Source organism: Solwaraspora sp. WMMD406, assembly GCF_029626025.1.
In the GTDB taxonomy this organism is placed as follows: Bacteria; Actinomycetota; Actinomycetes; order Mycobacteriales; family Micromonosporaceae; genus Micromonospora_E.
The window spans coordinates 5,035,601-5,050,420 of sequence record NZ_JARUBF010000001.1 but is presented as its reverse complement, the minus strand read 5'-3'; the positions used below and the strand labels follow the sequence as shown (position 1 = coordinate 5,050,420).

Annotated in this window: 13 protein-coding genes and 1 tRNA gene; 10 read left to right on the top strand and 4 right to left on the bottom strand. The window is 68.7% G+C overall.

Going from position 1 to position 14,820, the window contains the following annotated elements:
* Positions 1 to 76: 76 nt before the first annotated feature.
* The 3 genes from O7632_RS22255 to O7632_RS22245 all read left to right on the top strand — a co-directional run bounded on the left by O7632_RS22255 (position 77) and on the right by O7632_RS22245 (position 2,127).
* Positions 77 to 511, top strand: coding sequence for a TIGR02611 family protein (locus O7632_RS22255; protein ID WP_278120278.1), 435 nt, complete (start codon positions 77 to 79; stop codon positions 509 to 511).
* Between the two features lie 58 nt (positions 512 to 569).
* A tRNA-Val gene (locus tag O7632_RS22250) sits at positions 570 to 644 on the top strand.
* Between the two features lie 673 nt (positions 645 to 1,317).
* Entirely contained in the window at positions 1,318 to 2,127 is an 810-nt protein-coding gene (locus O7632_RS22245) for a fumarylacetoacetate hydrolase family protein (protein WP_347403588.1), read from the top strand.
* Here the strand turns inward: O7632_RS22245 and O7632_RS22240 are convergent.
* The 4 genes from O7632_RS22240 to O7632_RS22225 form a co-directional block, all read right to left on the bottom strand.
* Positions 2,046 to 2,864, bottom strand: a complete 819-nt coding sequence (locus O7632_RS22240; RefSeq protein ID WP_278116907.1) for a chondroitinase-B domain-containing protein — start codon at positions 2,862 to 2,864, stop codon at positions 2,046 to 2,048. The genes O7632_RS22245 and O7632_RS22240 overlap by 82 nt on opposite strands.
* A 349-nt stretch (positions 2,865 to 3,213) precedes the next feature.
* Positions 3,214 to 4,368 (bottom strand): polysaccharide lyase family 7 protein, encoded by a 1,155-nt coding sequence (locus tag O7632_RS22235; RefSeq protein ID WP_278116904.1) that lies wholly within the window; start codon positions 4,366 to 4,368, stop codon positions 3,214 to 3,216.
* A 105-nt stretch (positions 4,369 to 4,473) separates the two neighbouring features.
* On the bottom strand, positions 4,474 to 5,226 hold the full coding sequence (locus tag O7632_RS22230) for a helix-turn-helix domain-containing protein (RefSeq protein WP_278116902.1): 753 nt from the start codon (positions 5,224 to 5,226) through the stop codon (positions 4,474 to 4,476).
* Positions 5,227 to 5,236: 10 nt separating this feature from the next.
* Positions 5,237 to 6,289: a LacI family DNA-binding transcriptional regulator gene (locus O7632_RS22225; RefSeq protein ID WP_278116900.1), complete on the bottom strand. Its 1,053-nt coding sequence runs from the start codon at positions 6,287 to 6,289 to the stop codon at positions 5,237 to 5,239.
* Between the two features lie 298 nt (positions 6,290 to 6,587).
* Here O7632_RS22225 and O7632_RS22220 point away from each other — a divergent pair, with 298 nt between their 5' ends.
* From O7632_RS22220 to O7632_RS22190, 7 genes are read left to right on the top strand one after another with little or no spacing between them, the layout of a single operon-like run.
* Positions 6,588 to 7,841, top strand: coding sequence for an ABC transporter substrate-binding protein (locus O7632_RS22220; protein WP_278116898.1), 1,254 nt, complete (start codon positions 6,588 to 6,590; stop codon positions 7,839 to 7,841).
* 22 nt (positions 7,842 to 7,863) lie between these two features.
* The gene (locus O7632_RS22215; protein WP_278116897.1) at positions 7,864 to 8,793 is read left to right on the top strand and encodes a sugar ABC transporter permease; all 930 of its coding nucleotides are present in this window, start codon (positions 7,864 to 7,866) and stop codon (positions 8,791 to 8,793) included.
* The gene (locus tag O7632_RS22210) at positions 8,783 to 9,646 is read left to right on the top strand and encodes a carbohydrate ABC transporter permease (RefSeq protein WP_278116894.1); all 864 of its coding nucleotides are present in this window, start codon (positions 8,783 to 8,785) and stop codon (positions 9,644 to 9,646) included. Before O7632_RS22215 ends, O7632_RS22210 begins: the two co-directional genes overlap by 11 nt.
* 12 nt (positions 9,647 to 9,658) lie before the next feature.
* Positions 9,659 to 10,426: an SDR family NAD(P)-dependent oxidoreductase gene (locus tag O7632_RS22205; RefSeq protein ID WP_278116892.1), complete on the top strand. Its 768-nt coding sequence runs from the start codon at positions 9,659 to 9,661 to the stop codon at positions 10,424 to 10,426.
* Positions 10,414 to 12,000, top strand: a complete 1,587-nt coding sequence (locus O7632_RS22200; protein ID WP_278116889.1) for a heparinase II/III family protein — start codon at positions 10,414 to 10,416, stop codon at positions 11,998 to 12,000. The genes O7632_RS22205 and O7632_RS22200 overlap by 13 nt, the downstream gene beginning before the upstream one ends.
* Positions 12,000 to 14,051, top strand: a complete 2,052-nt coding sequence (locus tag O7632_RS22195) for a hypothetical protein (protein WP_278116888.1) — start codon at positions 12,000 to 12,002, stop codon at positions 14,049 to 14,051. Before O7632_RS22200 ends, O7632_RS22195 begins: the two co-directional genes overlap by 1 nt.
* A complete protein-coding gene (locus tag O7632_RS22190) occupies positions 14,039 to 14,719 on the top strand; it encodes a hypothetical protein (protein ID WP_278116886.1) in 681 nt (226 codons plus the stop codon). Before O7632_RS22195 ends, O7632_RS22190 begins: the two co-directional genes overlap by 13 nt.
* Positions 14,720 to 14,820 lie beyond the last annotated feature (101 nt).

The window sequence follows — 14,820 nt, the reverse complement described above, 5'->3', positions numbered from 1 at the left end:
GCGGTCGACGTCGGAAGGAGCGGGTGCGGTGTCGCACGTCAACGCATCGCACAACGGTTCCGGCGGATCGGTCTCGGTGACCGAACGTCCCGATCCGGCTTCACCGGGCCGGATCGCCGGCCTGCGGCGACGCGTCAGAATGACCCTGGCGCTGATCCGTTCCAACCCGACCGGGCGGATAGCACTGAAGGTCGGGGTCGGCCTGCTCGGCGCGCTGATCGTTCTGCTCGGGCTCGCGCTCATCCCGCTGCCCGGTCCGGGCTGGCTGATCGTCTTCGCCGGGCTCGCCGTCTGGGGCGTCGAATTCCACTGGGCCAAGCGGCTGCTCGCCTTCGCCCGCCGGCACGTGCACCGATGGACGCGCTGGGCCGCCCGGCAGACCTGGCCGGTCCGGCTCGCCATCGCCGGCGTCGGGTTGCTTCTCGTCGCCGTGGTCCTGGCCATCTCGCTCAAAGTCGGACTCGGCATCGACGTCATCGCCAGCTTCCTGCGCTACCTCGCCACGACCTGATCGGTGCCCCCCGCGTGTGCGCGAAGGCCGGGGGATCAGGTACAGTCGTGCGCGCTGAGGGCGATTAGCTCAGCGGGAGAGCGCTTCGTTCACACCGAAGAGGTCACTGGTTCGATCCCAGTATCGCCCACCATCGATATTGCCAGCAGAGGCACCCCGAACGGGGTGCCTCTGCTGCTGACTGGCCTACTCCAGACCCTCACTCGTCAGCGGATCGTCAGCGCCCATGACCCACCCATGACCGCCGGGACGTCGTTGACGGGCACGCCGTGCGACGCCCAGAACAGTCGCGTACGAGTGCCGTAGGTCGTGGAAGCGCGACCCCACCCGGTGCCAGCTTTGCCACATGGGCCACGGCGTCCCGCTCGGTCGTGAACCCGGCAGCCCACTCGACGCGTTCGGAGTCGACCCACGCCGCGCGCCACTTGAGGTGGCTGACGCTGTCGACCCTCCTGAGCGTCCGGCACGGACCAGGGATGGACGCCAGACCCTCGCCCGAAACCGAGCCCGGCGAAGCGGGCCACGGCTGCTGTTGGTAGAGACCTCGCCCATTGGGCCAGGTGGGAAGGTGTCCCGATGCGCGCCGAGAAGCTTCGTAGCGAACTTCGGCAGGGGCGCCACGCGGCGGCCAGCGCGACTCCGATTGACATACCTCGAGCGGTTGACCAGAATGCTGGTGCATCGATTTACTACGACCGGCCGGGTGATCTCGGTGATGCCGTGCGGTTCCGGTGTCGACCTGTCCTGTATCGAGAGGATTGATCGTGAGGCTCATGCGGATCGGCCCCCGGGGCCAGGAGCGACCTGTGCTGCTCGTCGACGGTCGTCATTTCGATCTGACCGGCGTCACCGATGACATCGACGCCGCTTTCCTTGCTGGCGGCGGCATCGATCGAGCGCGCGCCGCCATGGCGGCGGGCGACCTACCCCAGCTCGATGTCAGCGGCGTTCGCGTCGGTGCGCCGGTCGCCAGACCGGGTACGGTGGCCTGCGTCGGGCTCAACTACGCCCGGCACGCGGCGGAGTCCGGTGCCGCGCCGCCGGCTGAGCCGGTTGTGTTCCTCAAGGCATCCAACACCGTGGTAGGGCCCTTCGACGAGATCATCCTGCCGCGGGGATCGACCAAGACCGACTGGGAGGTCGAGCTGGCCGTCGTCATCGGTCGGCGAGCCCATTATCTGGCGTCGCCCGCGGACGCGGGCGACGTCATCGCCGGATATGCCGTATCGAACGATCTGTCCGAGCGGGAATTCCAACGCAACGACTCCGGCGGTCAACTGGTCAGGGGCAAGAGCTGCGAGTCGTTCAATCCGCTGGGACCCTGGCTGGTCACCGCAGACGAGATCGACGATCCACAGCGTCTCGCCTTGAGCAGCTACGTCAACGACCAGCCTCGGCAGGCATCCACCACCCAGGACATGATTTTCGATGTCTACCACCTGGTCTGGTATCTCAGTCAGTATCTGGTGCTGGAGCCCGGTGACGTGGTCAACACCGGCACGCCAGAAGGAGTAGCGATGTCCGGTCGGTTCCCCTATCTCAGCGACGGCGACGTAGTGCGGGCGGGCATCGAAGGGCTGGGGGAACAGCGCCAGACGTGTCGTCCGGCGGCGTGACGGAGAACCCGACGTCGTTCGATGGCCGGCGGGTGTCGCCGTCCGGGCCGTGCCCTCGCTGATCCTCCCGCGCAATCTGGTCCGCCGCCCAGGGCACGTGTGGCTGCGGACCAGATCCCGATCCGATTGTCAGAGCGCGTGGATGCCGACATCCGTCGGGGTGAGCGGTGCCCGGACGACCAAGGCGGGGGACCGTTCATCGGGCCGACGTCGGGTACACCGCTTCGGGGCTGACCGTCCATGTCTTCGGTGACGAAGGCGTAGGCGCCTGTGGCGGTGTCGGCCGCAGGACTGCCGGGTGCGATTCGATACACCTCACCCTGTGCGCTCAGTAGCGGATCGACGACTCGTACGCCCTCGGGGACACCGACGCTGGCTGAACCGGTCACCCAGCCGATGTTGCCGGCATACGTCATGTTCACCGGCGTTCTCAGCTCGTTGAACAGCTTGCCCTGACCGCCGACGACGAGGTTGTCGGCCACCATGCTGTCGACCGGGGCGAGGGTGTAGTTGGCTCCGATCTCGATGTTCGAGGCGTTGTTGACGAAGGTGTTGTGTACCACGGTAATCCGGTACACACGCCAGTGAGCCGAGAGCGCGCCCGAGGTGTCGACATCGCCTCCGTCGAGCTGCAACGCCGCGTCGTAGCCCGTGCCGGTGAGTCCTTCGAAGTGGTTGTTGTAAATCCTATGATCCTGGCCGTAGACGCGGACGCCGCCTGTTGCCGTCGTCACCACTCGCGCTCATGCCGCAGATGGGCAGCGAATCGGCACTGGTCGTGTCGAAACGGGTGGCCCCGCCCTGACCCGATCCACTGCCGGTCGCGGCGAGTGGAGACGGTACGGTGAGGGCGCTACCTACGAGAACCGCGACGACGACCGTGCCGGTGGGACCCTGCCATATTCGATTCACTTCGATCCCCTCGAGGGTTTGAGTATCGGAGTCCAATCCTTGAGTGTCTGTTGGTGCCTGATCCTGGTCGCTGTGCTGACCGCGCAGGTGGACAGCGAAACGACCGCGCGGTGGTCGTACTGGTGGGGAGAGAGTGGCGCCGCCCGGGGCCGAAGCACCCGGGCGGCGACCGCATCATGAGTGGGTGACGGTGAGTCCGAAGATTCGCGTCTGCCCGTAGTTGTTGCTGCTGCAGGGTGAGGAGTTGGAACAGTTCGCCTGGGTGTAGGCACCGGCTTTGAAGTAGGCGCCGGAGAAGCTCTTGGTGATGGTGGTCTGCAGGACGCCGTTGTAGTACGCCCTCACCTGGCCGCCACTGACCACGAACTTGGCCTGGAACCGCGTGCCCAGCTGGTAGTTGCTGGTCACCAGGTGGTAATGGGTGTCGTTGTCGTTGGTGACGTAGAGGCTGGTGCCCTCCAGTCGGAAGACGGTGACGTCGTCGTCGGAGTCGTGGATCTGGGCGACCACCACGTGCGGCTTGGTCGAGGGCAGTGTGTCGAAGGCGGCGTCCACGACCAGGGTGTGCGTGCCGGAGGTCGACGACCAACTCGCGTTGCTTGATCCGTTGTTCGCCATTTCACGCAGCTCGGAGCGGGCGTAGCTGGATCCGCTCGTGGTGACCCCGTTGACCGGGGAGCGGAACTGGACCGACTGGCACGAGTCGGCGGTGATGAAGTAGGGGGAAACCTGGAAGCCGCTCAGGGCAGGTTGCTTGATCTCGGTCGGGCTGCCAGAGGAGCCGGTCGGCAGGGTGATCTTCCAGTTGGTCAGATTGAGCACGTCGGCGGGGACGGTGCAGTCGCCGCCGCCGCCGTCGGCACCGTAGACCTTTGCCTCGGTGATGCTGTTCCAGTTGTTGGCCGTGTTGCCGTAACCGACGACGCGCACGTACCGGGCCGACCGGTCGGCGAAGTCGTAGTCCTCCACCTGCAACGTGCTGCCGCTGCTCTGCCGCTGGGGGACGACGGTCGTCCAGGAGCTCGCGTCGGTCGACGTCTGGACAGCGAAGGTGGCCTGGCGTTGGTTGCCGTTGTACCAGGCGATGCCGACTGAGCCGACCTGCTTGCTGGCACCAAGGTCGAGACGGAGCCATGAGCCGTTGCCCTGGGCTGACCAACGGGTGGAAAGGCTGCCGTCGATGGCGTTGGCTGGCAGGTTGCCGTCGTGGGAGCTGGCGGTCACCGCAGCGACCGGCAGGGCCGTGGCGGCCTGGGCGGGGAGGACGGTCAGCGCGGGGCTGGCGATGATGAGGGCGGCGGGGAGCGCGAGGATTGCAAATCGTCTCATTGGGGTCCTCGGTAGTGAGAGTTCCTATATGTGAACTATGCCGCACTAGTGCCGAGTGACCATAGAAGAAGATTGCTGTCTGGTCAACGATAAATTCCAAGATTGTTAAATTCGGCCGGTCAGGCCGGCGATGATCGCTGCGCGGATCGCGTCAGCGAGCTCGCTGACGCGATCCGCGGTCAGATCACCCTCGGGTACGCAGACGCCGATCGCGTCGTACGGGCCGAGCTTGGGCGGGGCGGCCACCGCCACGCCGTAGCCGCCGTCCGGGTCGGCTGACCTCTGGTCGACAGCATGTCCACGTTCGACGACCTGGAGGAGTTCGTCGCGCAGCGCCCTGAGGTCAGCCGGAGCCAGCGCGGCCGAGGCGGACAGGATCCGCGCCAGCGCTTCGTCGTCGTCAGCGACGCGGGCCAACACCACCCGCCCGATCGCGGTGGCGTACGCCGGGGCGGGCCACTCTGTCCGGAGCATGGGGCGCACGTCGGACTTCTCCCGCGTCAGCAGGCAGACCATGTGTCCACCGACCAGTCGACCCAGTTGGACGGTGGTGTCGAGCTGGCGGTGCAGCAGGTCGACTACCGGAGTGAGACGCCGGACCGCACGGTCGGTGCGCAGGTAGGCGGCGCCCGTCCGGAGGGCCTGGACGCCCAAACCGTAGCGTGACCCCGCGGTGTCGGTCTCCACCCACCCCCGTTGTACGAGGGTACGCAGCAGACCATGCATGCTGCTCTTGGGGATCCCCAGGTCTCGGGCGAGCTCCACGAGTGTGCGCCGGTCCGGAGTGGCGGCGAGCAGTTCCAGCAGCTCGACGGTGCGATCTGCCGACTTGACCCGGGAGGTGCCGTCTGCGGTCATCGTCGTGTTCCTACTCCCTCGCGTGCGGCACCGGACCGGTCGAGGCACGGACCACCAGCTCCGGACGGAGCAGCAGCGATTGACTGGGACCGGTGTCGGTATCGTCGATCCGGGAGCGCAAGTGTCGGAACGCCGCCGCCGCCATGTCCGCGATCGGCTGGCGTACCGTGGTCAGCGGTGGTGCCGCGAGGTCGGCGAGCACGATGTCGTCGAAGCCGACCACGGAGATGTCCTGTCCCACCCGCAGTCCGGCGTCTCGGATGCCGGCACTGATGCCGAGCGCGCACATGTCGTTGATCGCGACGATGGCGGTCGGGCGATCGGCCGTTTGTAGCAACTCGTGCGCTGCCCGGCGACCGAGGCCGGCGGCGTCGAGGTCGCCGTAGGGCTCCTGCTCCGCGCCGCCGGACCACACGATGGCCTCGGCGGGATCGAGGCCTGCCTGCTCGAAGGCGTCGGTGAAGCCGCGGAACCGCTCGCGGCGGTTGACGCTGCGCAGGGAACCGGAGACGAAGGCGATTCGGCGGTGACCGAGTCGGAGGAGATGGGTGGTGGCGAGGTGGGTGCCGACGACGTTGTCGACGCTGATGTTGACCAGTGTGCCCGGGTCGCCTGCCTGGGCGGTGCGGTCGAACGCGACGAGGCTGAGTCCTGTCTCGACGAGTGGCAGCACATGGTCCAGCGAAGGCAGTGAGGAGCAGAGGACGACGCCTCGGATGCCGTCGGCCCAGAGTTCCTCGAGGTACCGCCGCTCTCGATCGGGTTCCCGCTCGCTGTTGCAGAGCAGCACGTGGTAACCGTCGCCCAGCGCGGCTCGCTCCAGGTAGCGGGCGAAGCTGCCCCAGAACGGGTTGGCCACCGAGGGCACGACGAGCCCGATCACCTGGATCCGGCCGGTGCGTAGTTGCCGTGCGGCGCGGTTGGGGCGGTAACCGAGCCGATCGATCGCTTCGGCCACGCGTTCGCGGGTCTGGGGCAGCATCCGCTCGGGGCGTCCGTTGAGGAAGTTCGACACGGTGCTGGGCGAGACGCCAGCCTCCCGGGCCACCTGGTGAATCGTCACACCGCTCACGTTCGCGCTTCTCCGGTTGTTCGGCGGATCTTGGGCCAGCCGAGTGTGGCGGTTTACCAGCTCGTGACCGCTGCAAGGGTTTCCAGTAAAGCGGATGTTTCGGCGCTGTGTCTAGCCATTGACAGCGCTGCACCTCGCCCCTAACGTTGCTGCAACGTTCCACCAGTAAATCGATGCAAAGCCCGCGACCGCGATCCGGATCGTGTTGTCGCAGTCACCCAGGGCGGCGAAGTCTGCCGCAGGAGAGAGGGCCAGGATGACCAGAACCCGGGGGAGCCGGACGCGTGCGATGACGGTAGCGCTTGCCGTCGCGCTGCTCACCACCGCCTGTGGCGGTCCGGCGACCACGACGGAAGGCGACGACCAGACCAGCGGCACGATCCGGCTGTTGACGCCGATCTTCGAGGGCGCGGACGGCAAGACCGTGCTGGAGGAGCAGCTCGTCGCCTTCAAGGAGCAGTACCCGGACATCACCGTCGAGGTCGACTACACCACGTACGGCAAGCTCAACGAGAAGCTCACCACGTCGATCGCCGGAGGCCGGCCGTACGACGTGATGCTCATGGGGGTCGGCTGGATTCCGCCGTTCGCGGCGAAGGGGGCCCTTGCCGAGCTGGACGAGAAGAAGCAGGAGCTCACCGAGCGGTACAACGAGCGGGTCGTCGAGCCCGGCATCTACCAGGGCAAGGTGTACGGCCTGCCGATCATGCTGGACACCCGGTTCGGCCTGTACCGCAAGGACATATTCGCCGAGGCGGGCATCGCCGCCCCGCCGACCAACTTCGCCGAGCTGCGGGAGATCGGGCGCCAGCTGACCGTGCGAGACGGCAGCGGCAAGCTCACCCGTGCCGGCGTGGACATCCTCTCCAACGATCTGCGACAGACGTTCCTCCCGCTGATGTGGGCCAACGGCGGCGAGCTGTGGACCTCCGACGGGCAGCCGGCCTTCAACAGCCCGGAGGCGGTCGGGGCGTTGCAACTGATGACCGACATCATCCTCACCGACAAGAGCGAGGACTTCGGCTTCACCCAACCCGGTGCCACCGGCCTGCCGCTGGCCCAGGGGCGGGCGGCGATGATGGTGGGACACAACAACCACCTGTTGGCGATCGAGGAGCAGGCACCGGAGCTGATCAAGGAAGACAAGATCGGCTTCTTCATGATCAACAATGAGTGTCCCGCGATGTTCCAGGGTGGGACGCTGGCCACGGTTTCGGCCAAGTCGCAGCGTCCGGCGGCGGCCAAGGCGTTGGTCAGCTTCCTCACCGGCGAACAGGCGTCGCTCGCCGCGAACGAGCAGCGGGGCAACGTGCCGGCACTCAACAGCCTGGCCGACTCCGACTACGTGCGGAGCAACCCGGCCGCGCAGTTCGCCATGGCGAACCTCGACGCCGCCTACTCCGAAGGTGGGGTGCCGGAATGGCTGGAGATCCGGGGCGACTTCAAGGCGGCCATCGAGTCGGCCCTGCTGGGCCAGAAGGACCCACAGCAGGCACTCGACGAGCTGGTGGTCAAGGCCCAGGCAGCAATCGCCAAGGGCTGACATGACCAGCACCCTCGAAACCGTGAGCGTGGCGTCCGCGAGTCGGGCGCCACGCCCGCCCCGCCGTCGCCGAAGGCTGGGTGCCGACCGTCGCCGTGCGGCGTACCTGATGCTGGCCCCGTCGGTCATCCACCTGATCTGGTGGATCGGCCTACCCGTGGTGGCCACGTTCGGCCTGGCCTTCACCGACTACGACATCATCGCCGGCACCGTCGAGTGGGCCGGCCTGGACAACTTCCGCGAGATCTTCGCCGACGACATCTGGAACCTGTCGATCTGGCACACCGTCGTCTTCACCTTCTTCACCGTCCCGGTGGCGATGGCGATCGCGGTGGTCATCGCGGTGCTGCTCAACCAGCGGATCAAGGCGCTGGCCTGGTATCGCGCGGCGTTCTTCATGCCGCACATCACCGCCACCGTCGCGATCGCACTGGTCTGGATGTGGATGTTCGAGCCCAACCTGGGGCTGTTCAACCTGCTGCTGGGCTGGGTCGGGGTCAACGGGCCGGCCTGGCTGTCGGACCCCACCTGGGCGATGCCGGCGGTCATCCTCGTCAGCATCTGGAAAGGCATCGGTCTGAAGATGCTGATCTACTTGGCGGCCTTGCAGAACATCCCGCACGACCTGTATGAGGCGGCGGATCTCGACGGTGCCTCCGGCCCCCGCAAGTTCTTCGCGATCACTCTGCCGTTGCTGAAACCCGCCACGTTCTTCGTCTTCATCGTCTCCATGATCGACGCGTTCCAGGTCTTCGACCAGGTGTACGTGCTGACTCCCGACGGCGGCCCGGCGAACTCGACGACCGTCATGACGTACGAGATCTACCGGACGGCGTTCGGCGAGTTCGACATCTCGGCGGCCTGTGCGCAGAGCGTGGTGCTCTTCGCCTTTCTGCTCGTCCTGACGGTGATCGGGCGCCGACTGACCGGGAAGGACGGCGATGAAGCGTAAGTTCGACGCCCGCTGGATGCTGCACCTGCTGCTTGGTCTCGGCGGACTCATCATGATCGTTCCGTTCGTCTGGATGATCCTGACGTCGGTCAAGAGCCGCGCCGACATCGCGGCCTACCCGCCACAACTGCTGCCGACCGAATGGGTGTGGAGCAACTACCAGGCGGCACTGGACTACGCCCCGTTCGGGACGTACTTCCGCAACAGCCTGCTGATCGCCGTCGGGCACACGGTGATCAACCTGATGCTGGCGACGATGGCCGGCTACGCGCTGGCCCGGGTCCCGTTCCGGGGCAGGACCGTGCTGTTCATGGCCATCCTCGCGATGATGATGATCCCGACCTACACGAAGATCGTCCCGCAGTACCTGATCGCCAAGGGAATGCCGTTCTTCGGCGGCAACGACTACCTCGGCCGGGGCGGCTACGGCTGGCTCGACTCGTGGTGGGTCCTGATCGTTCCGGGCGCGCTCACCCCGTTCGCGATCTTCCTGTTCCGGCAGTTCTACCTCTCCCTGCCGCGTGAACTGGAGGAGGCCGCCCGTATCGACGGAATGGGCGAGTTCGGGATCTTCGCCCGGGTGATGACACCGTTGGTGAAACCAGCCGTCGCGACCGTCGCCCTGGTCACCTTCGAAAACAGCTGGAACAACTTCCTCTGGCCGCTGCTGGTCACCACCCGTGACGACCTGCGGGTGATCCAGGTCGGTCTGGCGGCCTTCCAACAGGCCGAGCGGACCGAATGGTCCTACCTGATGGCCGGATCGACGCTGGCCACCGTACCGATGATCGTTCTGTTCCTGTTCGCCCAGCGGTACTTCGTGCAGGGCTTCGCCACCGCCGGAATCAAGTAAAGGAGTATCTTGATGAATATCGATCTGGCTGGGCGTCGGGCCCTGGTCACGGGTGCCGGCCATGGCATCGGCGCCGCCATCGCCGTCGCGCTCGCCCGGGCCGGGGCGGACGTCGCCGTCCACCACGGACATTCCGCCGCTCCGGCCGCCGAAGTGGCCGCGGCCATCGAGGCGCTGGGTCGCAAAACCGTCGTACGGCAGGCCGACCTCACCCGGACGAGCGAGGTGGCCGCACTCGTCGAAGACGCCACGGGCTTCCTCGGCGGCCTGGAGATCCTGGTCTGCAACGCGGGTGGAATGGTCGGCCGTAGCCCGGTGGCGGACATGACCGACGAGCACTTCGACCAGGTCGTCGACCTCAACCTGGGCAGCACCTTCCGGACCGTGCGAGCCGCGATCCCACACCTTCGGGCCGCCGGTACGGCGGGGCGGGTGATCACCATGTCGTCGCTGGCCGCCCAGAACGGCGGGGGCGCTGGATCGGCGGTGTACGCGGCCGCGAAGGCCGCCGTGCGTGGCCTGACCAAAGGACTCGCCAAGGAGTTGGCGGTCACCGGCACGACGGTGAACGCGGTCGCCCCCGGATTCATCGGCGGCACCGCCTTCCACGACACGTTCACTCCGGCGCAGACCCAGGAGGCGATCATCGCGGGGGTGCCACTGGGCCGGGGCGGCCGTCCCGAGGACGTCGCCGGCGCGGTCGTGTGGCTCGCCTCCGACGCCGCCTCCTACATCACCGGAGCAACGGTCGACATCGACGGTGGCGCATGGTTCCGGTGACCGGCGCACCGGCACCGCCGCTGCGCGCGCCGGTACTCCCCGTCGAGCGCGGCGGCTGGTGGCACGCGTACGTCTGTCCGGCGCACGGCGTGGAACTCGACCACGACGGACTGCTCGACGGCGCCTTCCCGGCCGGTGGCGCACACTGCCGGCACGGCTGCCGGGTCGACGATCCGTCGGTACGCGGCGCGTGGACGGTCCTGGCCCATCAAGCGTGCGCCCGACACATCCGCGCACTCGCCCGGTCGGGCCGGGACGCCGACCGCCACACGGCCGTCGACCTACTCACCGTCTACGCCCGGCGGTACGCGGCGCTCGGCACGACCCACCACGACGGTGCCGCCGACTGGATGCTGCCCGGTCGGCTGTTCCACCAGGCGCTGACCGAGGCCATCTGGGCGGTGACCATCGGCCAGGCCGCCCGCGCCCTGCGGGCGGTCGGGCAGCCGCTGCCCGCCGAGGTGCCCGAACTGCTGCGCGCGCTGGACACGGCGGCCCGGCAGGCCCGCGACGGGTTGGTCGCCGCCGGCCGGTTCGACTCCAACTACACCGCCTGGCTGGTCGCCGCAGGAGCGGCCTGCTCCGAAGATCCCGAGTGGATGAACGGCCGGCACGGCATGTGCGACCATGCGCTCGCGGCGGTCCGCCCCGACGGCTGGGAGTGGGAGGGCTCCACCTACTACCACGGGTTCGTACTGCGGGCGTACCTGCTGACCCTGGAGGCGCTGCCCGACGTCGCGGTGCCGGACGAGGTGAGCTCCCGGCTCACCGCGATGGCCGGGGTGCTCGACACCCTGACCACCCCCGGCGGTCTGCTGCCCGCCCTGCACGACGGCCCGTACGACCGGCCGCCGGCCCGGTACGAACTGGACGAGCTCCGGGAACTGCTGCCGCTGATCGGCGCTGGTGCGAGTCGACCTCGACCGGTGACGCTCTATCCGGAGACCGGCTACGCGGTGCTGAGCGGGTCGGGGCTGCGTGCCGTCGTCGACTTCGGCCCGCACGGCGGTGCGCACGGGCATCTCGACAAGTTGGCGCTCTATCTGTACGGCGACGACACCCCCTGGCAGCCCGACCCGGGTCAGGTGCCGTACGGGCACCGGGGCTGGCGCGGCCACTACGCCTCGACCGCCGCCCACCCGACGTTCGCCGTCGACGGGCTGGACCAGGCGGAGTGCGCGGGCCACCTGATCGGACACGACAGCCGGTCGGTCGCCGTCGGATGCGACACCGCCTACCCCGGGGTGTCCGCCCGGCGACACCTGACCCTGCGCGACGGCGAGCTGGTCGACGAACTGACCGTGGAGACCGACCGGCCGCGCCGGATCACGGCCCAGTTGCGACCGGACGTCGACCTGACGGTCCGCGCCGGTGGCGACGGGACGCTGGAGACGGTCTGGCGCGGCCGGCAGACCCTGCGTGGCCGGCACAGCGTCTCGGCCGCCGCCGGCCTGCTCTACCGGCCCGGTCCCGGGCCGGCAGACGACCCGCAGCGGATCCGTTCCTGGGTCGACTGGACCGCCACCGACGCGACCACCGTGACCTTCCGTTCGATCTACCGGATGGAGAGCTGATGCAACCCCTGCTCATCGGCGGCCGTCTCGACCAGCTGCGAGCGGCCCTCACCACCACCCACGCCAGTCAGTGGCGGCGCCTGTACGAACAGTGCGCCTGGTATCGCGACCAAAGCCCACCAGCGGAACACCCGACCGCGAGCATCACCTACTTCGGCCCGGCCGCGATGAACCTGGCCCTCGCGTACCGCCTCACCGGCCAGGCCGGCTACCTGCTCGAAGCCCGCCGCTGGATCCGCACCGCGGTCTCCTACCCGCACTGGGGCAAGGCGAAGCTGCCCGACCACGACCTCGACGCCGGCTGGCTGCTGCACGGGCTGTCCCTGGCCTACTCCTGGCTCCGCGACGACCTGCCCGACGACGAGGCGGCGGCGCTGCGCGCGAAGCTCACGCTCCAAGGCGACCGGCTGTACACCTTCGCCGTCGAAACCGAGGGCACCTGGTGGTCGTCGAGCTACTGGCAGAACCACAACTGGATCTGCTACGCCGGCCTCGCCGCCGCCGGATACGTGCTCGACGAACCACGGTGGAGCGACCGGGCCCGGGAAAACCTGGGTACGGTGCTGGACCTGATGCCGGGCGACGGCTCTGACTCCGAGGGCGTCGTCTACTGGCGGTACGGGGTGCCCTGGCTGGCAATCCACCTCGACCTGCTGCAACACTGCGAAGGCATCGACTGGTGGCGGCGGGGTGACTTCCTCGGACGTACCCTCGAATGGCGCCTGCACCAGTGCGCCCCCGGGTTCGAGGAGAACATCGACCACGGGGACTGCCACGACCGCCGGTCCGGGCACAGCGTCGCGCTGTACCACAAGCTCGCCGCCGCCTACCGCGACGGCCGGGCCCGCTGGCTCGCCGACCACGTCGCCGACCGGCACTTCTGGCGGGAGGCGTACGCCTCCGGCGTCAAGCCCGGCGTCATGCCGGAGGCCGGCTACGAACTGCTTTGGTACGACCCGCAGGTACCGGCCGTGGATCCCGCCGACACCGTGCCGACCTCCGCGTACTTTCCCGACCTCGGCCAGGTGACGGCACGGACCAGTTGGCAGGGCGACGCGGCCTTCGTCAGCTTCAATGCGGCCCCCGGCGGGGGGCACACCGCCTGGGACACCGCCGAGCGGTTCCGCCGTGACAAGGGCTGGCAGACCCTCAACGCCGGTCACCACCACCCCGACGCCGGGGGGTTCGTGTTCGGCGCGCACGGCGCGTTCCTCGCCGTCGACGACGGCTACTCCAACAACAAGCGGGCCGCCCAGCACAACCTTGTCCTGGTCGACGGACAGGGCTGGGCCGGTGAGGACCGCTACCACGTCTACCAGGATCTGCCCTACGAACGTCAGGCCCGGCTGCGAGACGTGCTCACCGACGACGGGCTGGTGCACGCGACGGCGGAATCGGCCGCCATGTTCGACCCGGCACTCGGCGTGCGGCGCGTCGACCGAACCCTGGTCTTCACTCCGGCCGGCCGGCTGGTCGTCCTCGACATGCTCGCCGCCGACCGGCCCTGCGAGTGGACCTTCCTGCTGCACTCGGACTGGCCGGCCGAACTCACCGGCGGCGACATCGTGCTGCGCTCCGGACCGGCGCAGGCGTACGTGCGCCAGTTCGTTCCGGACACCGCCACGGTCAGCCAGACGACGACGGAGATCGAGGCCAACCCGACCGGCAGCACACCGAGCCTGCGGATCGTCCGTTCCCTGCACACCATTCGGGTCCGGGTGGCGCCGATCCCACGTACCCGGATCCTCACCAGTGTCGAACCGACGTCCGCGCTGGCCCCGGATCCCGCCGTGGCCGAACCACTGAGCTGTGCCGAAGGGGTCGGGGTACGGTTCGGGCAAGGCGGCGAGACGGTCCTCCTGGCACCGGTCAACTGGCGGATCGACGGGGCGGACGTCCGGGCCGACGCCGCCGCAGTGATCCTGCTGCCCGCCTCCGAGGGCCGCCCCGCCCGGGTGGGCGTGGTCTCGGCGACCAACGTGGTTCTGGCGGGTCGCAGCCTGCTGCACAGCGACGAACCGGTGACGGGGGTGCTGCCGTGGCCGGCCTGAGCACCGCCTCGTCCGTCCCCGGCGGTGGAGTCGTCGGGCGTCGAAGCGGCGCGGCGGCGCCCGACCGGGAGGGCTGGGAAGCCACCGCGCTGCGGATACTGGAGTACGTCGCCTACCCGGCGCTGGCCGGGTGCGCGCTGCTCCTGCTCAGCCTGGGCGTCGTCACCTGGCTGCCGGCGTTGGCCGCCACGGGGCACGCGCTGCAGCAGTGGCGCGCGGGCAGGCGGGCCCGGCCGTTCGTCGGCGCGCTCGCCGTGTTCGGGCACTACTGGCAACGGCTGTGGCGCCACGCCGTGGTGTCCACCACGGCCATGGTCCTGCTCGTGGCCAATCCCGTCTTTCTCGCCGCCCGTCCGGGTGTCTACGCGGCGGCCTTGTTGGCCCTGCAGGTCGGCCTGGTCCTGGCTCTGGTGCCGTACCATCTGGCGTTGGCCGTGACCGCCGCGCGTGATCCCGACGGCGACACCGGACGCTGGGGACCCGCCGCGCTGCTGTTCGCCTTCGCGTCGCCCTGGCGTGGGTTGGCACTGCTCGCCGCCGTGGTCGCGGTGCCGATCGTCACCGCGCCGCTCGCCTTCGGCCCGCTGCTGCTGGGTGCCACGCTGCCGCTACTGCTCGGCCTGCGGCTCGCGGACCGGCTCGGTGCTCGCGCGGAGCGGCCGTCATGACGCGACGACGAACCACCGCCCCGGCACGGACCGCCGGTACGACCACCGACCGGTCCGACGTGGGCGCCGACGCGGGACCGGCCCGTGAGAGGTGGGACCAG